Genomic DNA, 20,865 nt, shown 5'->3' with positions numbered 1-20,865 from the left:
TTGATGAATAACTTTTGTAAATGAATGTAAAAAATATGCGACTATCGACTCAAAATGTGTTTTGAGTCTATATTTTTTGATTTTTTTCTAGATATTCAATTGGTGACATATTACAAAACTTTTTAAAAGCTCTATTAAATGAAGCTTTTGAATTAAAACCTGCATCTAAGGCTAAGCTTAATATTGTTTTTGATTTTGAATCATATGTTTTTGCTAGATATTTGAATTCTTCAACACGATGCATGTTAATAAAATCCCTGAAGGAATAACCCATCATATTATTTATAACGGCAGAGACTTTATTTGGGTGCAAATTCATTTTTACTGCAAAACTATTGATATTCACATTTGGATCTAAATAGTACTTCTCTATTTTCATTTTGTGAGTTATAGTTTTGGCAAGCTCCTTTGCTTCAGAATTTTTTTCAAAATTTCGTTTGATAGTTTCTTGAGTGTTAAGACGAAATCCAATGAATCCAATGCCGTAAGTTAGGGCAGTGAAGAAAATGTAAAATGAATAAAATTTTGAAACTGGAAGATTAAAATCATAATATAGCGAATCTATGATTGTGTACGGAAACCATATCAGCCAAATTATTGAAAAACAAATAAGAATATAGATTAACTTCTTATTGTGTGCTATTTTTTTTGTTTCTTTTTTATACAGATTTATAGACATGATGAGGTAGATCGCTATAGAAATTAAACCAACATAATGCTCAACTGAAAAAAGGCTCGACGTCCAAGTTTTTTCAAAATGATTCATATTGGTTTTTTGCCAATTGTTTATCCAAAAAATGAATGTGCATGAATTGAAATAAATAAATTCAATTAAGAGTGGAAAAAAATGCCATTTTAACTTCTCAAAAGGTATTGGTTTATGAAAAAAAAACGATAAATAAGCGTAAAATGCTGGGCCAATTCCCCAAAGGAAAAACAAAGGAAGATACCTTAAATTAGGATGTTGTGCTTGAAATCCAAAACTTGCTTTTAATACCCAAATAAGATAACAAGATAAAAACAAAACACACAGGCCTAAGTACTTTGTTGCATCTTTGAAATTACTTTTATATAATAAAAGGATACAAAAAATAAGCGCTTGAAACGTACCAAATGCTATTATTAAATTGAAAAGGTTTATTTGATATTCCAATTAGAGTATTTAATAATTATGATTTCACTTATGCTTAGGGATATATTATCTATATAAATCCATTTTCATGCGTTCTACATTTACTCTTCTCAATAAGTCTTCATTTTGTGGGTCTTTCATTAATGCTTTTTCAGCTTCAACATATTCAGGAAAACCTCTATTTTTCATTTCTAAAAAACTTTCAGAAGAAATAAAAAGGATGCAAGTTGCTGCTATTCCAATAATTGCTAAACGTTTTAGTAATAAGGTATAGAAAATATCTTTAGTAGTTACATATTTAATTAGCGTAATGATACCAACTATATATAAACCATAGAGTGATATTTGTAAACCAATATGCCCATAAGGCCATAACTGAAATTTGAACAATACATAAATCAATACACAAGAAATTATAAAACCTGAAAAAATAGTGGCTATTATACGCAGTTTGCTTATACCTTTATAAGATTGACTTTTAAGAGCATACCTTAATCTAATGTTATTTAAGAGGGCAAAACTACAGTAGAAGTAAAGTATAGACAAAAAAACAGTAGTTAATGTAATGGCTAGTGAAGAAAAGGGATAGTATATCAAAAGGCGTGTAATCATTAAAATGAAAACCAGAATGCCTAATAGTTTTTCAGTTTGTTTCATTGTTGAATTGTTGGTAGCTAAATTAAAGAAACAAATTCAATCGGAAGAACTTCTTAGTCTTTTCAGAAACAAAAATGAAATAGTAATTTATTTATGATGCTATTCTTTAATGCATCTGATAGCTGCTCCAATCTTAATTGAATTGTCAATGTATAAAATAGTAGCTTCATCAAAAAGGGATACCATTTTCCGGGTTTGATCAACAGAATTGAAATCAATAGTTGCCCATGTACTTATGAGCTCTGATGCTGTAGGGCCACCAAGCGTATTCACATAGCCATTTGGCAGGCCTTTAAAGTTATAGAGGTCTGTACCGTTTCCGCTTGAAGATAGCCATCCTAATTTAGATTTAAGTGCTGTAGCTTCATTACCAGAGTTGCCATTATTAGCAATGTAATTTTGTAGTTCAACAAAATCTTGTACAGTTGGTATGCGCCACCCATCAGGAGCTAATTTACCACTTTCTATAGCAAGATGGTTATACATAGCGCCATAATAATCAAAGGGAAGCTCTTCATCAAAAACGTTATTGAGATCACTTGTATTTGCCCATTGATATAAGGCTTCAGGTGTATTAAAATTTAACCAATTATTACCATGAGTTGCAAATGTATATGCTGTAATTGGAGTGCCATCATTATACTTAGTGGTCTTTAAATTTTCAAGCATCCATGTCTGGTTTCCAATAGTAATGGTGTTATAAATATTTCCATCGGCATCAGTGACCGTAAGTTGAGGTGCTTCAGTATCTGAATCATTATAATCATCAGAACATTGTGCACTAAATACTGCTAATAGAATAAGAATAAAACATTGAGTTAATTTTTTCATAAGGCTGGTCTAGTTTATTATATAACAACCAAATTTATTTTTCTCCTCATTTTATATAAAAGAGTTGTATAATATTATTTTCAATTTTTCCAAATACCAAATTCATTGGTAATCATATCTAAAATTTCACATACATATATTAATTCATCAATTTCAGAATAATTACTTAAATAAAAATAGGGATTAGAGAAGTGAAATTCATTATTCCTACTTTTATCCTTGAATATAATTATATATCCATTACCATCTAAAGGTGTTTTAGTACTATTAACTAGATCGTATTCTTCAATTACCTTACCTCTGCGCTGTACTTTTCTTTTTTCTACATCTCCTCGTTTTGCTAGTTTCCATTTTATTTCTTGTAGATTAGGTAATTCTAAAATATAACTTCTTAAAAAATTAAGTCGAATAAATTCAAAATCATGTAAAGGCTTTAGAATTTGTTTTTTTGTTATTGATTCTGGTTGTTGATTGGCTTTTAAATAGTGTTCATAGAACTCTGCTTTCCATTTCTTGGAATTTTTTTTATACATTCTAAAGAGAGAAGAATAGTTTGATATACCTTTAAATTGATACACGCGTATTTCAATTTCAAAATTTAATGAGTCTGATATATTTAAGTCTCGATTTATTTCTGATAAGTTCTGCGAGTATAGTTGAACACTAAATAGGATTGATAATAATATTTGTAAATTTTTCATAAAGGTTAGATGTTTTCATGAAAATATATATACATAGTTAATCACAAAAGTATAAATGAGTGAACACTTTATTTCAATTAGACAAATACCACCAAGCCCAGTACATCAGGCCAAATTGTAATGGTATACGCAATAATAAAAGCCATTTTGGAAAACCTGCACTCGCTTTTTCACTGGAAAGCATATAGAAATGAACTGATAAAAATACGATTAGCATGGTAATTATACCATAAATAGCAAATGGTTTGGTAGATGAAAAACAAAGCGCCAAGCCAAACAGTACTTCAGCAAAACCACTAAGATAAACAAGAAGCTTATGATTAGGTAAATATCGTGGCATAATACGCATATAAAGTTTAGGCTTTATAAAATGCATAATTCCTGCAATAATATATAAACTGGCCATAAAGTATAAATGCCAAGGATTATTCATCTTTGTACACATTAAAACGCATACCAACACCATAATTGTTGAGGTTATTTCTTAATAAACCAGATTCTATACCATTACCTTTTTTGAATTGAACCCAATCATTGCCATTAATGAATATACGTTTAATAAAAGTTCTATGTGTAGTAATCTTATCTGTAAAAGGGAGTAATGGTCTAAAATTGGTAGGTATTTTTACGATGCCAGTTTTAGTTTTTATTTCTTTATACTTTTTATTTGGAAGCAATTTCCCGTAGTCATCAGTATAACCTAATACTTGTAGTGAAACAAAAAAGCCACCATCTGGAATTATTAAATTGTATTCAGAGACATCAAGCTCAAATTCATCACCATTTTTTTCGGTAGCTCTAAATACAATATTGCTATAGGTGAGTGGTTGACCTGGCTTTCCTTGCTTATTTTTATAAAATTTGACTTTAAATAACGTTGAAAACTTACGCTTATCGGCATTGGAACGTTTTCGTTTATTCCAATCGCGAGACTCTAATGTTATAGGAAACGATATGGACGTAATTTTTTTAAGCTTTTCGTCTTCATTTGGAAAAAAAACAGCAATTTCACTTTCTATAGTTGGCAACCAGCATTTGTAATAATCATCATCCAGATATGGTTTTAAAATTTCTTTTTTATATTTTCTATTCAGAGTAGTAAGAATAACGACCTCGTCTAAAGTATTGGTTTCAGTATCTAAATAAAGCATTTTTGATAGATTGCTTGTTGCAATGGTTAGATCTTTAAAACCTAGAGCCGAAATGTATAAGGAATCTACATTTGGATAGCGTTTTTTTGTGAATACAAACACTCCTTCTTCATCGGCAAAAATACCTTGCCCATTACCAAAAGAAATTGTGGCATATGAGACAGGGTAATTAGTTTCACTACCAATAACTTTGATTTGCGCAAAGCCATTGGTAATGAAAAATGCCATTAAAATGGTGTAGTATTTACTCAATTGAGGCAATCCAATTATCTATTTTAGTTTCTAATAAAGCTAAAGGAATACACCCAGAATCTAACACTTGGTTATGGAACTGTGCCACATTGAATTTATCACCTAATGCTTTTTCTGCTTTAGCGCGCAACTCTAAAATTTTTAGTTGTCCTATTTTATACGATAATGCTTGTCCAGGATTAGCCATATAGCGTTCTATTTCAGAAGTGATACTTGCAGCACTCTCAGCTTCATTGGCTAAAGAGTACTTTATGGCTTTTTCACGAGACCAACCTTTAGTATGAATACCAGTATCAACAACTAATCGTATAGCGCGATGCATTTCCATGCCTAACATTCCAAAGTATTGATAAGGATCTGTATACAAGCCCAATTCTTTTCCTAAAGATTCACTATACAAAGCCCAACCTTCACCATAAGCACTGTACCAGAGTGTTTTTCTAAAATCGGGTAATTGTTTGTTTTCTTGTTGTAACGATATCTGATAATGATGTCCAGGAATGGCTTCATGTAGAAATAAAGCTTCATCAGAAAACACATTGTATTTTGAAGCATCTGGTACAGGAGTATAAAAAATTCCTGGTCGCGTACCATCTAATGAGCCTGGATTGTACTCTGCACTTGCTGATGCTTCTCTAAAGGCCTCTGTTCTGCGAACTTCAAAAGGAGTTTTAGGCTTTAAATCGAATAGTTTTTCAATTTGAGGCTTCATGGTCTCGTGAATTTTATTGAAGTTATCAATCACATCATCTGCATTTTCGTATGGCATCAGGACTTTGTTGTTTCTAACATAATCAAAAAATGAAATTAGATCGCCTTCATAACCTACTTGTTGCTTTACATTTTCCATTTCAGATAATATACGTGCTACTTCTTTTAAGCCCAACTGATGAATCTCATCAGCAGTCATGTTGGTTGTCGTGTATTTTTTTATTTGGTGATCGTAATAAGCTTCACCTTTTGGTGTATCTGAAATTCCGCTTGATTCGCGTCCAGCATCTAAATAGATCGTACTCATGAACTGATGTAATTTTGTATACGCAGGAATGATTTCATTTTTAATTTTTGCTTCGTATGCTTCAGTAAGTTTTGTTTTGTCTTCTTCTGAAAAATTATCTGGGAAATTTCTAACAGGTGTAAAAAATAAGTGCTCGTCTAAATTAGTTGTTGTTAAAGCTTCTAGCTGAGGTAGTACTTTAACGATTAAAGATTTAGGGAGTACGTGACCAACAGCAATACCTTCTTTCATTTTTTCTTCGGCAGAATTCATCCATTCAAGGTAGCCATCTAATCGTTTTAGCCAATTATTATAATCTTCAACGGTTTTAAAAGGCTGAGAACTCGCGCCACTTGCCAATTGACCTACAGAGAGTTGAAGTGTCCACATTTGGTTGATAGGAGTGAGGTCTTCATTAAATTCAAAACCTTCAAGATTGATGTCACAATCCCAATTTAAAACAGCTTTACTTAATTGTTGGCTTTCAGTTAGAACTGAATCGTCAAAGGTGTTTATTTTGTCTTTGTAGCTAGAATAGTAAGCTTTCAATCGTTTTTGATAATCTTCAGATAGTACATTTGGTAATTGATCATTATATCTGTTATCTCCTGCTGCAGTTGCAGTTAAAGGGTTGAGCTTTAAGCCATCTTCATGATACGCTTTTAAGACCTTGTCAAAGTCTTTATTGGTTTCAATGTTAGACATAATTTCAGCTGGTTGTTTATCGTCTTTGCATGCTGAGAGGCATACTAAGATACAAGCAATCGCTATTAATTTTTTCATGGGTAGTTTTATTTTTTAATTGAAGTGATAAAGGTACATAATCTTAAAGTTAAAAAAGTGCTAAAATCTTATGTATGTAATCTATTTTCTTTATTTGAAAGGACTAAAAAATAAAAACACTGCTATTCATACAAATAGCAGTGTTTAAAATGTTTTGTTGGCTTAAGTGTTATTCTTTGTCTAAGTCTTTAGTCATTTTAAAACCAATAAAGAGTCCTACTCCTGCCATAAAGAAAATCGTCGCAGGATATACAGCGTCATCATCCAATGACGAATAGGTATCTAATAAAGACGCTATAAAAACACCAAGTCCTATACCCATCAATAAAAGTGCTAAGTTTAAGATTAGAACTTTCCAAATTGGAGCGGTGTGTCCTTTGCCTTTAACAAAGATGCTAGCATCTGCTCCTTTTTCAATAAGCGCTAAACGTTCTTTGTTTCTAGTTGAAAAATAAAGATAAAATACGCCAAATATTGCTCCAAATATTAAAGGTAATATAACTACTTCTGATCCCATAAATGTTTGTTTTAATTGATTAAATTTAATGTGTTCATAGCTTATGACGATTTGTTTTTAATTTTGGTTACAGGTTTTTTTATTTTTTAGTACTACTATTTTGTAACCAGTATGAAAAACAGGTCGTCTAAATTTAAAAATGACTACCAACGACGATCAAATAATTATTAATCAAATTATTGAAGGTGATACTAATGCTTTTACGGTGTTGGTTGATCGTTATAAGGATTTGGTATATACTTTAGCCGTAAGGATGCTCAAAAACAAAGAGGAGGCTGAAGAAGTTGCTCAAGACACTTTTATTAAAGTATTCAAGTCGCTAAGTAAATTTAAAGGGGATTCAAGGTTTTCAACATGGATCTATAGAGTAGCTTATAATACGTGTTTAGATAGAATAAAAAAGAATAAGAAATATCAGAGCGATATTGAGATCAATGAATTTACAGAGCACCAAATAAAAGTCATGGAGAGTGCCATAGATCGAATAGAGTTACAAGAACGAAAACAAGCGATTCAAAATTGTTTAGCGCTTCTACCAAGTAATGATAGTTTTATATTAACCTTATATTATTTTGAGGAACTATCTTTAGATGAAATTGCTCAGGTCATTGGTATCACAGCAAATAATGTGAAAATACGTTTGTATAGAAGTAGAAAAAAACTCGCTTCTGTTTTTAAGATGTATCTTGAACCCGAAATTATTGAATATTATGCAAAAGAACGTTGATGAACATATTGAGAAGTTAATACACAAGGCAATGAAAGACTCATCCTTAGAAACACCTTCAATTGATTTCACTAAGCATGTAATGCAGGGTGTTATTCAAAAAGAGAAAAGTGTGGTAACTACATATCAACCTCTGATCTCTAAGACTGTTTGGACCTGGATAAGTATTGCAGTTATTGGCGCATTCATCTATTTGATGTTAGGCAATCAAACCAATGGCATGAATTGGTTTGGTGATTTGAATTTAGAATCGATAACTCAAAATGGATTTTTTGATGTCTTGTCTAAAGTTACTATTTCGCAAACGGTAATGTATACGTTATTGCTATTTGTTATAATGCTTTACATACAGATCCCATTGCTCAAACATCACTTTGATAAGCGTCTAAAACTGTAACTAATCTTTATAATACCAGAACGGGATTTTAGCGACGCGCCAATAGGTAGTATCTTCTTTTCTAATACGCTTTCGTATCACCTTCAAATAGTGTTTCCCTTCATCAAGGTTTTTGATCTTAATAAAAGTCTCAAAACCTAGGTCTTGATGTTTGTTTTCGGTTAATATAAATTCAGAGTCGTAATTAATAGAGTCTATTCTTACAGAATAGATGTTATTTACTGTTTTCAAATATGCTACTCTTTGTTTTTCTACTACATGACGTTCATTAGCATCAAAAATTATGATATCACTTTTTAGACCTCTTTCATCTTTTTCTGGTTTTAAACTAGGATTATATCTATATACATTGTTTTCAATTTTTTCACTAAAGGGCATGAATATGTTTATATATGGTTTGGAAACTATTTTTGACGTTATAGCGACTTCATCAATAAAATCATTTTTACTGGTAAGTAAGTCTAAATAATTACCTCTTTTAGCAACCAGATCTGTTGAATGTTCATCAATATCAAAGTAATTAGACGATTTATGTTTTAATGATACAAGTACTAATATTAAAATATAAATAGGGACTAATGTAAAACTTAAACGTCTTCCAAATTTATTATCTAGAAAATTATAAACAAGAGGTCTATATAGAAATGATAACGTAATAAAACTAAAAATCCAATATACAGGGAAGTAAATTTTTGACACCCACTTTTTCTTTTTTAGCCAACCTTGAGTTATAAAATCAATAAATGTAAGAATCATACCTAAGATGATAAAAATAATGAGTACAGTTCCTACGATGGTTCTGAATGTTTCGGGTAAGCTATCATTACTTAAAATTAAAGAAGCGATGACAGCTATACTAATAATGGTGAATGTTAATGCTAGCACATAGAAAATCAATAAAAAAGAAACAGCAAAAATGATACTGCAATAATTTTCTAAGGTTGCTACGTATTTATCAAACGAGCCAACTTTTTTCTTTAAATAATTCGTGAATTTTTCACTGTAATTGAGTGATTCGTAGTCAATATCACCAGACACGTAGCGTAAACCTAAAGTACCAATCCAAAGTCCTCTTAGAATCACATGCAACAATAAATTAAATATTAAAATCGCACATGATATGAGTACAATCATTAGCACTATTGTAGTATATATTTGCTTTTTAAATTGAGCAGCTTCAGCAGCTTCACTTATAGGTCCAAATGCTGTGAAAAGTCCAAAAATGGCAAAACCAGAGATGATTAGTTCGAGTTGCCAACTTTCTTCTTGTAGTCTTTTGAGCAATTTTTTAAATGCAGGATTATTGTAATCTGAACTCATTTTGGTTAGGTTTTATACTTAAAGATACAGACTTTTATAAAATCTATTTATAAACTTTTGAAACGCTTTGATTTTTTTTTGTTTTAATCATAGAGTTGAATATAGTTTTAGCAAAAAATGTTAGTTGGAATTGATCCTTTCAAATCTTATGTGAATAAAATCAACATAACGCATGTTTATGGAATTATATAGTTTGGTAGTGATTTTATAGGCATTAAGAATTCGCATATTAACTAATACCAGCGCTTTTTTTTCTTTTTTGAGCCTTCACCTTTTCTCCCTTTTTTGTATTTGCTTCCTTTCTTTTTATGAACAATAGGTTTTGCTGATGGATCTAACGGATAAGGATGGTGTTCTTCAATAGGAATTTGAACATTAATTAACTGTTGTATTTTTTTTACATAAGATTTTTCATCGGCTGAACAAAAAGAGTATGATTGTCCGAAATGATTAGCTCTACCTGTTCTGCCTATTCGGTGCACATAGGTTTCTGGTATATTTGGTAGATCAAAATTGATTACTGTATCTAACTCATTAATATCAATGCCTCGAGCGGCAACATCTGTGGCTATTAAGATATTGACTTTCCCATTTTTAAATTTATTAAGTGCAGTTTGACGTTCACTTTGTGAGCGGTCGCCATGTAATCGATCAACATTATAGCCATTTTTTGAAAGCGCTTGTTCTAGTTTATCAACACCAAATTTTGTACGTCTGAAAATGAGAACATTCCCTTTTACAGTATTTCTTAATAAGTGCAAGCATAATTCTATTTTATTGCGTTTTGGTACATAGTATAATAACTGACTTACATTTTTCGTAGGTGATGAGGTAGGTGTAACTTCTATACGTTCTGGGGATTTTAAAATACTACTAGCTAATTGCTCTACTTTGTAAGGCATCGTGGCTGAGAACAACAAACTTTGTTTTGTTTCAGGACATAAACGTTCTATTTTTTTAATATCATCTATAAAACCCATATCAAGCATTAGGTCTGCTTCGTCTAGAACAAGAATTTCTATATGGGCTAGATTAATAAGATCTTGTTTGTGTAAATCAAGTAAGCGACCAGGTGTTGCAATCACTATATCTACCCCTTTTTTTAATATTTCAATTTGTGGCTCAATACCAGTGCCACCAAAGATTACTGTAGGCCTTAGATTGGTATAAGTACTATAAGCTTTGAAGTTTTTTCCTATTTGAACAGCTAATTCTCGTGTTGGACTAATTACTAATGCTCTGATCTTTTTTCCTTTTTTAGGAGCATCTTGTTTATCAAATAATAATTGTAAGATAGGTAAGGCAAAAGCAGCGGTTTTTCCTGTTCCTGTTTGCGCCGAAGCGATAATATCCTTCTTTTTTAATACTAAAGGAATTGTTTGTTCTTGAATTAATGTTGGTACTGTATAGTTCGCAGCATCAATCGCTTTGAGGAGAGGTTTGTTAAGATCAAGATCTTTGAATGTCATATGCTCGTTTAGAAATTATGCAAGACCATTGCTGCAATTGATAATAGAAATATGAAATTTTGATTTTAATCACAAACTTTAGATCGGCTCACCCATGGGTTGATGTATTTTCGTTCGGTATCAAGAGGTGTCATTCTCGTGATAACTTCTGAAAATTTTAGATAAAATCTATTATTTTTTTCAATGTACTTAAATGTTAGTTTAGTGCAATATTTGCCTTTTCCATGATCAACAAGCATATTTATCGTATCGTCAACTATAGTTACATCTTTAACCGATTCTATTGCAATAAAATTAATGTTCACATCCGAAGGAATTTCAACATTACTATATTTTTCTAAGTCATTCATTTCTACTAGATCATCAATGACTGACTGAACCCATTTATCAATCGGTTTTTTTTGATTAGAGACTGTCGATACACATAGTAAAATAAAGAATAAAATAGTTTTCATTGGCTTTGATTTGTATGCAAATTTAATTAGTACATGTTTCTAACCTTTTTAAGTTTATCTTTCCACGTACTAAGATTGTCTTTGTGTTTTTCAATGTTTTTAAGAACATCTTTAACTAAAGGATTTGATTCATCTACATTCGAGAAAAATTGAAGGTTGTTCTCAAGTTGATTAATATCACTTTTTATTTCACTAATTTTCTTCTTAATGTAGTTTTGTTCGTTGTCTAATAAGCGAGTGTCATTTGGATTAGAAAGTGTTTCTAATTTATTCTCAAACTTGATCATTTCCAATTTGGCTTTATCTATATCGAGTTTTCCAAACAATTCATCAATAGCTTTATTGAATTTTCCATCGATATAACGTTTGTTGTTTGGAATATGACCAATAGTTTTCCAAGCTTTGATCTTGTCTTTTATAGTTTCAATATCTTTTTCTGGTTTGCCAGAAAGTTCAATACTTTTAACCGTTTCAAGTAAAGCTGCTTTTTCTTCAAATGCTGCCATTTCTTCCTTATTTGAAGCATTTCGTTCAGCATGAAGTTTATCAAAATAATGGTTACATGCAGATTTAAATTGCTTCCATATTTTATCACTATCTCTTCGTGGAACATGACCAATAGTTTTCCAATCTGATTGTATTTTTTTCATTAAAGGTGTAGTCAAATCAAAATCGTCATTGTCTTTGTTATCTTCAGCAATTTTTATAAGCTCTAGCTTTTTTTGAAGGTTTTCGTATTGGGCTTTCTTTAAGCTTTTATAAAAGGTGTTTTTATTTCTATTGAAGTTTCTAACAGATGTTTTAAATTTTGACCAAGTGGCTTCATTAACCTTGAGCGGTACTTTGCCAGCATTAAAAAAATCTTGCCTTAGGCCTTCAACTAGCTTTATATTTTTTTGCCATGCTTGATGTGATTTTGGTTGGTCTTTAGCAATTTCATCTATTTTTGAAATGATCTCTTCCTTCTTTTCAAGGTTAACTTCATAAGCTTTATCTAAATCGGCATAATAAGCCTGACGCTTATCATGAATCGTTTTTGTAGCATTACTAAAGCGGCCCCATATTTCTTCTCTGTGTTCTTTGGCAACAGGTCCTAGATCTTCTTTCCAAAGTTTATGCAGCACTTGTAATTCTCTAAAGGCTCTATTGATGTTATCATCTTTTGCTAGTTCTTCAGCGCGCTCTATGATTTTAGTTTTTTGCTCTAGGTTATGTTTGAAATCCATATCGCGTAAATCACGATTTAAATGCAGGAAATCATAAAAAATCTCAACATGATGGTGGTATGTATTCCAAGCGTTATTGTAGCGATCTCTGGGAATTGGACCAGCATTTCGCCATTGTTCTTGTAAATCTTTAAAGTGTTTGTAAGTGGTGTTGATGTTTTCTTCAACATTAATCAGTCCCTTGATTTCTTCTATAATAGTAAGTCTACGTTCTAGATTTTCTTTTAAGTTTGTTTCACGAGTTTTATAATAACTGTTTAAGCTATTTCTATAGGTTTTATAGGCCTCATTAAAACGTTTCTTAACTGGAGTCGTATAGTAAAAATCAATTTCATTACCGCCTTCATTTAAAAATTCTTCCTTCTTCTGTTCTAGTAACTCACTAAATTTTGAGTTGAACTCAGATTTAATTTCATCTACTTGAGATTTTATGGTTTGAATTTTTTGTTCTTTTAAAAGCACTTCCAACTCATCTGTCAATTGCTCCATTGACATGGCGTGATAATCTTTAGTTTCTAATGTATGGCGCTCACTATTGCTTTCATCTTCAGCATCTTCAGCATTTGCTTCTTCAATTTCTTCAACATGAGCGTCAGCTTTTATATCACTTTCAGAAGGTGCTTCTTTGCTTTCAGCATTTGCTTCTGAACTTGTACTGGTTTCAAGAGTAGACTCTATAGTTTGTTCTACATTCTTACTTGTCTCATCAATACTATTTTCGGCTTCAGTATTTGGAGTGGTTTGAGTTGTATTTGATTCAATCTTTCCATCTGCATCTTGCAGGTTATCATTCTCAGACATCTTTCAATGTATTTATGTTAGAAAGCTAAGATAGTAATAGGTGGCTGATTTACAAAAAAGATACCTTATTTAACGCCTTTATAATGTAGAATTCCAAATGCTCCATGCTTTTTCTGCTTGAAACTCTAGCATTTTAAGTCCATTACATGTTTGTGCGCCTTGAAGTCTGCCTAACCTCATAAACTTAGTTTCTTCTGGATTATAGATCAAATCGTATAACAAATGCGCTTTAGTAACTCCATCGTAAGGGATATCTGGACAAATATTAACATTTGGATGTGTTCCTACAGGTGTACAATTAACAATGATCTTGTAATGTTTAATATCATCTTCAGTTAGACTATCATAAGTAAACTTAGCTTCAGGTTTTTTAGATCTAGAGACATGATCGTAATCTATTTTCATTTTTTTTAGTACATAAACTATTGCCTTTGAGGCGCCTCCAGTCCCTAAGATCAATGCGCTTTTATGATGTGATTTTAAATATGGTTTGATAGATTTTTTAAATCCGTAATAATCTGTATTATACCCTTTTAGCTTGCCATCATAAGCTACAGTTATTGTATTTACAGCACCTATTTTTTTTGCTTTTTTATCAATCTTATTTAAATAAGGCAAAATTTCTTCTTTATATGGAATGGTGACATTAAAACCTCCAATATTTACGTTGTTTTGTATCAACGTTGGAAAATCTGAAATATCTTTCAAATCGAAATTTTCGTAGGAAAACGGATAGCCTTCAGTTTTAAACTTTTTTGTAAAGTAACCTTTAGAAAATGAATAAGCGATGTTTTTTCCTAATAATCCAAATCTAATCATAAGTCCTTCTTTGTGCGTTGACCATACCATTCTAATGCTAGTACAACCAAAATTCCTAAAATTATATAAGCAATAGCAAAATAAGTTTCACCGCTTAACTCAGGTAAAAAACGCTCATAGTTGGCAATCACTTTTTCTCCTCTTGAGTCAAATAAAAAACTGCCATCATCTTTGGTTTTGAAAATCGTTTCTTTCCAAGGCCATACAACGCCAAGTGATCCTATGATGAAACCAATAATTGAAGCAGTGGTAATATTCTTATAGTGCTTTAGAACATAACTTAGAACATGAGAAAAAGACACAAGACCTGTTACTGAGCCTAGTGTAAAAACACCTAACACTTTTAATAAACGCAATCGAACCTCGTTTTTAATAAAACTAAAATTTCCCGAAAACAGCTCTGTAAATGTATCATAAAGCGCATTTACAGCATCTACAAGTAACAGCACATAATTTCCAAGAAGAATAAGAACGAATGAGCCTGAAAATCCTGGTAACGTCATTCCTGAAACACTAATAATACCACAGAAAAAAACAAATAATAAGTTGTCGTTTTCTTTTGCAGGATCTAAGAAACTAATAGCTACGCCTAAAATGATTCCTAAAACTAGTGAAAGAATACTTTTATAATTCCAATCTTTGAAATCTTTATTGATATAATATATTGAGCCTATTATCATTCCAAAGAATAAACTCCAGACATATAGTTCGTAGTTTTTGAGAAAATAATCTAGAATTTTTGAAACACTAAAGTAGCTTACAATCATTCCAAAGAATAAAAGGCTTAAGAATTTCCCATTGATGTATTGGTAAAAACTTTTAAACCTGCCATTGAATAGTAGCTTAAATGCAATTTTATTAACCCGTTGTAGTGAAAAAATAAACTCTTCATAAAAACCTGCAACAAAGGCAACAACACCGCCAGAAACTCCTGGGACTTTATTTGCTGCTCCCATTCCTAAGCCTTTGATGACTAGAAAAATACGATCTTTAAGGCTTCTAGTGTTTTGCATTACAAATCAGCTTTTTTACGTCCTAAGCTCTCGAGAATCAATATCGTTGCAAATCCAGTAATCATAAAAATTACGGCATAAAGTATTTGTGGATCTCCACTGTAATTACTAGGTAGAATACTTTCATCTAAGGCTGTTACTTCAATTCCTTCAGAATTGAATCTTGTTTTTAGTATTCTTTTCCATGGCCATATCTTATTTAATGATCCAATCATAAACCCTGTAAGAATAGCCAAGGTTAGGTTCTTTTTATGTTTAAACATCCAATTAAGCGCTTTGGAAAATACCTTAAGTCCGACTATGGCACCTAAAGCAAGAACAAAAAATTTAAACAAAGCGTCTTTTAATAACTCAAAATTACCAGTTGAAACACCTTCTATAAGGTTATTTACAGTATTGATAGCTGTTTGATAAACGCCAAGAATAAGAAGGATAAAAGCGCCGGAAACACCAGGTAATATCATTGCAATAATGGCAATAAAACCACAAAATAATAGATATGTCCAACTATCGGGAGACGCAAAAGGTTCTGCAAGCGTAATGTAATAGGAAAGGACTGAAGTGATAATTATAGCAATAATAATTTTTAGTGACCAAGTTTTCAATTGTTTGCCTACATATAAAATGCTAGCCAGTACAAGTCCGAAGAAGAAAGACCATAATAAGATTGGCTCATTGTGTTGTAGCCATTTTATTAACTTGGCTAAAGATAGGATACTGATAGCTATTCCTGAAAATAGGGCTAGAAGAAAAGTACCATTGATAGTACTCCAAGCGGCTTTAAAACCTTTTTCTTTCCAGAGTTTGAATGCACTTAAATTAAGGTTATCAATACTTTCTATAAGTTCTTCATATATACCTGATATAAACGCAATGGTTCCACCAGAAACACCTGGAACCACATCTGCAGCTCCCATGGCTATACCTTTTAATGTGATAAAGAAATAGTCTTTAAATTGTCGTTGCATTAGGATTGATTATAGCGTAAAGGTATGAAATAGCTACGAGTATTTTTTGGCTAAAAGTAGAAATTAAACTATTTTTTGAAGACTATTTTTTAGATTCAGAAATCATTTTCTGAACTGAAGGTTTTTGCAGCACTTTAGGAAAAAGCTCTTCTATAATAAATTCATATTCGTGATTAAGAAGTAATGCATTTTTAAGATGATAAGTGCCTTTATTACTTTCATGTAATGTAAAATATAAACCAGCTAGTCGATATTCGATTTCGGCAGTTTCAGGGTAGAATTCTGCAGATTGTATAAGGTTTAGAATAGCTGCGTCATATTCTCCAAGGGCAATTAAAATGTCTGTTCTAGATAGCCAGGTTTGCAATTCATAATTACCAAAATCAAGTGTTTTTTTATAACCACGCTCTGCTTCCTCAAGAAAATTAAGTCTATGATTGATCTGAGCATAAAGTTTCCAGTAAATTACATTTTCACTATCAATATTTATAGCTTTATTAATGTAAAAAAGCGCTTTTTGATAGTTTTGTCTTTTGTTGTAAAATTTAGTGATAGCAATCCATCCTTTATCTAATAATGGGTCTTCGTGAACTGTTTTATAAAAATATTGAACCGCTAGGTCATCTTGTCCTAATTTTTCATGACAGTGGCCAATACGAAGCAAGGCAAATGAAGTTGGTTCGTCTAAAGCTAATGTGATTTTATAATTTTCTATAGCTTCATTATAAAGTTTTTTCTTTTCTAAAACCTTACCTTTTTCTAGATAGGCGCCAACAAAACTATCGTCTGAGATAATTGCAAAATCAAAAGCAGCAAGGGCTTTATCATAGTCTTTTATTGTAAAGTATTGACGTCCTAATTGATGCCATGCCACTTCACAATATGGGTTTTTATCAAGATAATTATTTAAGAACTCTACCGCTTCGTTATTCTGATCTAGAAAATCGTAGCAGTAAATGATATTATATAGTGCAGAATAATCTTCAATGTCTAGTGCAAGACATTTTGTGAAATATTCTCTTGCATTGTCAAATTGGTCTAAGAATAGATATTCCATTCCTATGAGTGCAAATAAATCGCTCAACCCTTCTTCACCTTGATTAAGTTTTAAAGCTACTTTTAAAGTATCTATTGCCTTTTCATGAAAGTCTTGTTTAGAAAACACACTAGCTTTCTGTATGTATATCTCTTCATTTGATGGTTCAAGAATGTAAAGTTCATCTAAAACATCATCTGCTTCAGAAAATTTATTCTCCATAATGTATATTTCTGTGAGGAACAATTTAAGATTGACTGAAGTTGGATGCTGTTCTAGTCCTAACTTTATGGCCTTTTTTGCTAAAGCTATCTTGCCATTTTCAAGATAATGGTGGATGATGTTTTCAAATTCATTAGAATCGAAAAATAAAACATGATTGGTTTTAAGCATCGATTCGAAACGTGTAAGCGAAAAATTATTGTTGTCGTCAGGTTGACTGAACTCCATAAGCAAATTGCATTATTGGTTATATTAAAAGTACTCTTATCCCTTAAAAATCTCAATGTTTGTGATCAATGTTTTCAACAAAATAATTAACAGTGATAAAAATGAGGGTTAGCTGTGTTGTTTATTTTTGAAAATCAAAGGGTTAATTTATTATTTGTAGTACATGAATTATGCCGAAATAGAATCTAGAACACGTAAAATAAGCTTACATCCTTTAATTAATTCATCATTTGAAATGGTTAGTGGAGGTGTAATTCGGATGGCTTTAGGTTCAAAAAGTAGCCAAAACAATATCAAACCTTCTGCTTTACATTTTAGTATAATTTCTGTGGTAATCTCTGCCGTAGGCATTAAAAGAGCTAGCATTAAACCTTTACCACGAATTTCTTTTATTAATGGATGAACCAAATATTGTCTTATAAGTTGTTCTTTTTCTAAGGCTTGAGAGATGAGATTGGTTTGGGTAATTTCTTTAACTGTTGCTAATGCTGCGGCTGCAATTACTGGGTGGCCACCAAATGTTGTAATATGTCCTAATTTTGGATTGTCTTGCAGGTGAGTCATCATTTCTTTTGATGCCGTAAAGGCTCCAATAGGCATACCACCTCCAAGCCCTTTACCAGTAACTAGTATGTCAGGAATACAATTGTAATGTTCAAACCCAAAAAGCTTACCCGTTCTACCAAACCCTGGTTGGATCTCATCTAATATTAAAAGTGCGCCAACTTCATTACACCTTTTTCTTACCTTTTTAAGATAATTTTGTTTGGGCTCAATGAAGCCAGCTCCGCCTTGTATTGTTTCAAGGATTACAGCAGCAGTTTTTTGGGTAATACGTAATAAGTCCTCTTCAACATTGAAATAAATAAAAGTCACATCAGGAATTAATGGTCTAAATGGCTTTTTACGTTCTTCGTATCCCATGATACTCAAAGCACCCATAGTATTGCCATGATACGCTTGATGTGCTGCAATAATTTCACTTCTACCAGTAACACGTCTTGCTAACTTTAGTGCTCCTTCAATGGCTTCAGTACCCGAGTTTGTAAGATAGGTTGTTTCTAATGGTTTTGGTAAAACTTTAGAGAGTAACTTTGCTAGAGCAACTGCAGGTTTTTGAGCAAATTCGCCATAAACCATAACATGTAAGTATTGATCTAATTGATCTTTTATAGCTTTGATAACTTTTGGATGCCTATGTCCTAAGCTACATGCCGAAACACCGGCAACATAGTCTAAATAAGCCTTTCCATCTGTATCATATATATATGAACCATTGGCATGAGAAATGCTTAACGCTAAGGGATGAGGTGTAGTTTGTGCTTGATATGTAAAGAAATCGTTGAGCATCAATTCTTCTTTTTTTCTTTTTTTATCAGTGGTTTGGGAAGCTTATCTGTTGTGATAGCGTCTTTTTCTGCTTTGGCATCTTTGATATCTTTTGGTAAGTTTCTTGAGGCTTTTTTTTCATCATCATCATCTTTCTCATCAGCAGATTCAATGCGTTCAAACATAGCATCGTCAAAAAATTCTTCTTCAGAAACAAATGCATCTAATCCTTTGATTTTTGGTAATTCTAATGGAGGATCGCCATTAAAGAGGTCTTCAACACTTTCAGGTTGTTCATCACCTCTCCAAACAAAACCTCTAAATCGCCTTGCATTTTCTGGGAATTGTGATTCAGGATATATATCACCATCAACTTGATTGAGCAAGGTTATGATTTTATAGCCCTCATCAAACTTCATATTAATACTACCAGATTTTGATTTATTAATTCCAATTAGTGAATCTTTATCGTCCCTCGAATAGTAAATAATTTCTGCATTTTTGATAATATCTACATTGTATAGTTCATTATCTTCAAATAAGCCTATTAGACGTTGTCCTTTAATTTGATTGAATCCATCGCCTAGTGTGTCTTTACTAATTAAAAATGCATTATTAAATACTTTTAATGAGTCTAACTCTTCTTTTTCGACATTCGAAATTAAATGAATAGAATCTCCAGTCATTTGGTTGCCTAAATTCCATACTATCGGATTTCTTTTCTCGGCATAGTCTTCTTGAGAGTCAAACCGTTTTAAATTGATAAGTTGTGTTAATCCTGTTTTATGGTCTGCATGAATCGAATCTGCTTTCCCACTCATGTCACTTTTATACATTTTTGCATTGTAATAAGCTCTAGTGATTCGATGTTCTGGTTTTCCTGTGACCATTAGTGTATCGGCATGGATATAAATAGAATCCTTTTCTTGAACAGTAATTGCAAGCGCACGTTTAGTGATGAATACAGAGTCTTTTTCTCGGAAAACTTCAGCATAATGGCCTTTGATTATGCTGTTGTTAATAGTATCAGTTACTGTTATATTATTAGTAGCTGATGCAAAATTTTTATTTCTATCGAAGTAAAGGCTATCACCGATTACTTCGCGATTATCATAATTGATCTTTGAGTTTTTAATAAAATAACCAGTATCATTATTAGTGTCATAGAAACCACGCTCACAGTAAATTTTACTGGTTTCTCCAACGATAGTTGAAGGGCCATACATGTAGGAATGACCAGTTTCAGAATAGAAATCGAGCTGGTTTGTATTCAAAGTATAATCTGGATTAACTAAAACCACATCTTTTAAAAAGCGGTATTTTTTATCGTTCATATAGTAACGACCGACTTGACTGGTAATGGTTCCTGACGAGTCTCTAACAACTTTTCCTTTAGTTCTATAATAGGCCTGTTGTTTAGTACGATCAAAATAAAGCGTATCTGTAGTTAAAACCGATTGAGGTTCAGTTAAAACCACATCACCTGCAGCAAATGCAAGTTGTGTAATACCACTGTATTCTACATATTTTGCACTCATATTAATTGTGTCGCCTTGTTTCATGACAACATCACTGAAGGCTTCAATGAAATCTTCATTTTGATAATATATAGCTTTATCACACCACATATCAACCCCTTCATGGACGATGTGAATTTGTGATTGGTCACTTCTTACAAATGTAGTGACATTATCTCCTTTGAGAGAGTCTTTAACAGTGAAGCCAGAGTACTCAATTTTTATCTTTTTGGGCTTAGTCTCTTGTGTATATGATAGCCATGTTGAAAGGCAACAAGCTAAAGTGAATATATATCTAAAAATTAGATTCAAGGTTG

General features: G+C 31.8%; 20 protein-coding genes. 2 read left to right on the top strand and 18 right to left on the bottom strand.

Annotated elements, in window-relative coordinates; translation table 11 throughout:
• Positions 1 to 67: 67 nt before the first annotated feature.
• From Q0876_RS04915 to Q0876_RS04880, 8 genes are all read right to left on the bottom strand, one after another.
• Positions 68 to 766 (bottom strand): AraC family transcriptional regulator, encoded by a 699-nt coding sequence (locus Q0876_RS04915; protein WP_299224724.1) that lies wholly within the window; start codon positions 764 to 766, stop codon positions 68 to 70.
• A gap of 432 nt (positions 767 to 1,198) precedes the next feature.
• A complete protein-coding gene (locus Q0876_RS04910; RefSeq protein WP_299224722.1) occupies positions 1,199 to 1,789 on the bottom strand; it encodes a hypothetical protein in 591 nt (196 codons plus the stop codon).
• Positions 1,790 to 1,888: 99 nt separating this feature from the next.
• A complete protein-coding gene (locus tag Q0876_RS04905; protein ID WP_299224720.1) occupies positions 1,889 to 2,620 on the bottom strand; it encodes an FISUMP domain-containing protein in 732 nt (243 codons plus the stop codon).
• An 80-nt stretch (positions 2,621 to 2,700) separates the two neighbouring features.
• A complete protein-coding gene (locus tag Q0876_RS04900; protein WP_299224719.1) occupies positions 2,701 to 3,321 on the bottom strand; it encodes a hypothetical protein in 621 nt (206 codons plus the stop codon).
• Positions 3,322 to 3,394: 73 nt separating this feature from the next.
• Positions 3,395 to 3,754: a MauE/DoxX family redox-associated membrane protein gene (locus tag Q0876_RS04895; RefSeq protein ID WP_299224717.1), complete on the bottom strand. Its 360-nt coding sequence runs from the start codon at positions 3,752 to 3,754 to the stop codon at positions 3,395 to 3,397.
• Complete coding sequence (locus Q0876_RS04890; RefSeq protein WP_299224715.1) at positions 3,747 to 4,700, bottom strand: hypothetical protein; 954 nt, start codon at positions 4,698 to 4,700, stop codon at positions 3,747 to 3,749. Before Q0876_RS04890 ends, Q0876_RS04895 begins: the two co-directional genes overlap by 8 nt.
• A 16-nt stretch (positions 4,701 to 4,716) precedes the next feature.
• Positions 4,717 to 6,504, bottom strand: coding sequence for a DUF885 family protein (locus Q0876_RS04885; protein WP_299224713.1), 1,788 nt, complete (start codon positions 6,502 to 6,504; stop codon positions 4,717 to 4,719).
• A 169-nt stretch (positions 6,505 to 6,673) separates the two neighbouring features.
• Positions 6,674 to 7,021 carry a DUF6249 domain-containing protein gene (locus tag Q0876_RS04880; protein ID WP_299224712.1) on the bottom strand — a complete coding sequence of 116 codons (348 nt, stop codon included), beginning with the start codon at positions 7,019 to 7,021 and terminating at the stop codon, positions 6,674 to 6,676.
• Positions 7,022 to 7,160: 139 nt separating this feature from the next.
• On the opposite strand from Q0876_RS04880, the gene Q0876_RS04875 reads away from it, so the two are divergent.
• Both Q0876_RS04875 and Q0876_RS04870 read left to right on the top strand, forming a co-directional pair.
• On the top strand, positions 7,161 to 7,748 hold the full coding sequence (locus Q0876_RS04875; protein WP_299224710.1) for a sigma-70 family RNA polymerase sigma factor: 588 nt from the start codon (positions 7,161 to 7,163) through the stop codon (positions 7,746 to 7,748).
• Positions 7,732 to 8,145 carry a hypothetical protein gene (locus Q0876_RS04870; protein ID WP_299224709.1) on the top strand — a complete coding sequence of 138 codons (414 nt, stop codon included), beginning with the start codon at positions 7,732 to 7,734 and terminating at the stop codon, positions 8,143 to 8,145. Before Q0876_RS04875 ends, Q0876_RS04870 begins: the two co-directional genes overlap by 17 nt.
• Here Q0876_RS04870 and Q0876_RS04865 read toward each other — a convergent pair whose 3' ends face one another.
• From Q0876_RS04865 to Q0876_RS04820, 10 genes are all read right to left on the bottom strand, one after another.
• Entirely contained in the window at positions 8,146 to 9,465 is a 1,320-nt protein-coding gene (locus tag Q0876_RS04865) for a hypothetical protein (protein ID WP_299224707.1), read from the bottom strand.
• Between the two features lie 233 nt (positions 9,466 to 9,698).
• Positions 9,699 to 10,934: a DEAD/DEAH box helicase gene (locus Q0876_RS04860; RefSeq protein WP_299224705.1), complete on the bottom strand. Its 1,236-nt coding sequence runs from the start codon at positions 10,932 to 10,934 to the stop codon at positions 9,699 to 9,701.
• Between the two features lie 65 nt (positions 10,935 to 10,999).
• Positions 11,000 to 11,389 carry a hypothetical protein gene (locus Q0876_RS04855; protein ID WP_299224703.1) on the bottom strand — a complete coding sequence of 130 codons (390 nt, stop codon included), beginning with the start codon at positions 11,387 to 11,389 and terminating at the stop codon, positions 11,000 to 11,002.
• Between the two features lie 26 nt (positions 11,390 to 11,415).
• Positions 11,416 to 13,416: a DUF349 domain-containing protein gene (locus Q0876_RS04850; RefSeq protein WP_299224701.1), complete on the bottom strand. Its 2,001-nt coding sequence runs from the start codon at positions 13,414 to 13,416 to the stop codon at positions 11,416 to 11,418.
• 78 nt (positions 13,417 to 13,494) lie between these two features.
• Positions 13,495 to 14,235 carry a shikimate dehydrogenase gene (locus Q0876_RS04845; protein ID WP_299224699.1) on the bottom strand — a complete coding sequence of 247 codons (741 nt, stop codon included), beginning with the start codon at positions 14,233 to 14,235 and terminating at the stop codon, positions 13,495 to 13,497.
• A complete protein-coding gene (locus Q0876_RS04840; RefSeq protein WP_299224697.1) occupies positions 14,232 to 15,248 on the bottom strand; it encodes a DUF368 domain-containing protein in 1,017 nt (338 codons plus the stop codon). Before Q0876_RS04840 ends, Q0876_RS04845 begins: the two co-directional genes overlap by 4 nt.
• Positions 15,248 to 16,216 (bottom strand): DUF368 domain-containing protein, encoded by a 969-nt coding sequence (locus Q0876_RS04835; RefSeq protein ID WP_299224695.1) that lies wholly within the window; start codon positions 16,214 to 16,216, stop codon positions 15,248 to 15,250. Before Q0876_RS04835 ends, Q0876_RS04840 begins: the two co-directional genes overlap by 1 nt.
• Positions 16,217 to 16,298: 82 nt before the next feature.
• Positions 16,299 to 17,702 carry a tetratricopeptide repeat protein gene (locus Q0876_RS04830; RefSeq protein WP_299224693.1) on the bottom strand — a complete coding sequence of 468 codons (1,404 nt, stop codon included), beginning with the start codon at positions 17,700 to 17,702 and terminating at the stop codon, positions 16,299 to 16,301.
• Positions 17,703 to 17,870: 168 nt separating this feature from the next.
• Positions 17,871 to 19,052 (bottom strand): aspartate aminotransferase family protein, encoded by a 1,182-nt coding sequence (locus Q0876_RS04825; protein WP_299224691.1) that lies wholly within the window; start codon positions 19,050 to 19,052, stop codon positions 17,871 to 17,873.
• On the bottom strand, positions 19,052 to 20,860 hold the full coding sequence (locus Q0876_RS04820; protein WP_299224689.1) for an OstA-like protein: 1,809 nt from the start codon (positions 20,858 to 20,860) through the stop codon (positions 19,052 to 19,054). The genes Q0876_RS04825 and Q0876_RS04820 overlap by 1 nt, the downstream gene beginning before the upstream one ends.
• Between the last annotated feature and the right edge of the window lie 5 nt (positions 20,861 to 20,865).

It is taken from the genome of uncultured Psychroserpens sp. (genome assembly GCF_947503375.1).
Taxonomy (GTDB): domain Bacteria; phylum Bacteroidota; class Bacteroidia; order Flavobacteriales; family Flavobacteriaceae; genus Psychroserpens.
The sequence above is the reverse complement of the archived record's forward strand: the minus strand, read 5'-3'. Positions and strand labels throughout refer to the sequence as shown.

What these genes read in the sequence shown, in the direction of transcription:
- Q0876_RS04915 (WP_299224724.1), bottom strand. Translation starts at nt 766, where the DNA reads ATGAATCATTTTGAAAAAACTTGGACGTCGAGCCTTTTTTCAGTTGAG.
- Q0876_RS04910 (WP_299224722.1), bottom strand. Translation starts at nt 1,789, where the DNA reads ATGAAACAAACTGAAAAACTATTAGGCATTCTGGTTTTCATTTTAATG.
- Q0876_RS04905 (WP_299224720.1), bottom strand. Translation starts at nt 2,620, where the DNA reads ATGAAAAAATTAACTCAATGTTTTATTCTTATTCTATTAGCAGTATTT.
- Q0876_RS04900 (WP_299224719.1), bottom strand. Translation starts at nt 3,321, where the DNA reads ATGAAAAATTTACAAATATTATTATCAATCCTATTTAGTGTTCAACTA.
- Q0876_RS04895 (WP_299224717.1), bottom strand. Translation starts at nt 3,754, where the DNA reads ATGAATAATCCTTGGCATTTATACTTTATGGCCAGTTTATATATTATT.
- Q0876_RS04890 (WP_299224715.1), bottom strand. Translation starts at nt 4,700, where the DNA reads ATGGCATTTTTCATTACCAATGGCTTTGCGCAAATCAAAGTTATTGGT.
- Q0876_RS04885 (WP_299224713.1), bottom strand. Translation starts at nt 6,504, where the DNA reads ATGAAAAAATTAATAGCGATTGCTTGTATCTTAGTATGCCTCTCAGCA.
- Q0876_RS04880 (WP_299224712.1), bottom strand. Translation starts at nt 7,021, where the DNA reads ATGGGATCAGAAGTAGTTATATTACCTTTAATATTTGGAGCAATATTT.
- Q0876_RS04875 (WP_299224710.1), top strand. Translation starts at nt 7,161, where the DNA reads ATGACTACCAACGACGATCAAATAATTATTAATCAAATTATTGAAGGT.
- Q0876_RS04870 (WP_299224709.1), top strand. Translation starts at nt 7,732, where the DNA reads ATGCAAAAGAACGTTGATGAACATATTGAGAAGTTAATACACAAGGCA.
- Q0876_RS04865 (WP_299224707.1), bottom strand. Translation starts at nt 9,465, where the DNA reads ATGAGTTCAGATTACAATAATCCTGCATTTAAAAAATTGCTCAAAAGA.
- Q0876_RS04860 (WP_299224705.1), bottom strand. Translation starts at nt 10,934, where the DNA reads ATGACATTCAAAGATCTTGATCTTAACAAACCTCTCCTCAAAGCGATT.
- Q0876_RS04855 (WP_299224703.1), bottom strand. Translation starts at nt 11,389, where the DNA reads ATGAAAACTATTTTATTCTTTATTTTACTATGTGTATCGACAGTCTCT.
- Q0876_RS04850 (WP_299224701.1), bottom strand. Translation starts at nt 13,416, where the DNA reads ATGTCTGAGAATGATAACCTGCAAGATGCAGATGGAAAGATTGAATCA.
- Q0876_RS04845 (WP_299224699.1), bottom strand. Translation starts at nt 14,235, where the DNA reads ATGATTAGATTTGGATTATTAGGAAAAAACATCGCTTATTCATTTTCT.
- Q0876_RS04840 (WP_299224697.1), bottom strand. Translation starts at nt 15,248, where the DNA reads ATGCAAAACACTAGAAGCCTTAAAGATCGTATTTTTCTAGTCATCAAA.
- Q0876_RS04835 (WP_299224695.1), bottom strand. Translation starts at nt 16,216, where the DNA reads ATGCAACGACAATTTAAAGACTATTTCTTTATCACATTAAAAGGTATA.
- Q0876_RS04830 (WP_299224693.1), bottom strand. Translation starts at nt 17,702, where the DNA reads ATGGAGTTCAGTCAACCTGACGACAACAATAATTTTTCGCTTACACGT.
- Q0876_RS04825 (WP_299224691.1), bottom strand. Translation starts at nt 19,052, where the DNA reads ATGCTCAACGATTTCTTTACATATCAAGCACAAACTACACCTCATCCC.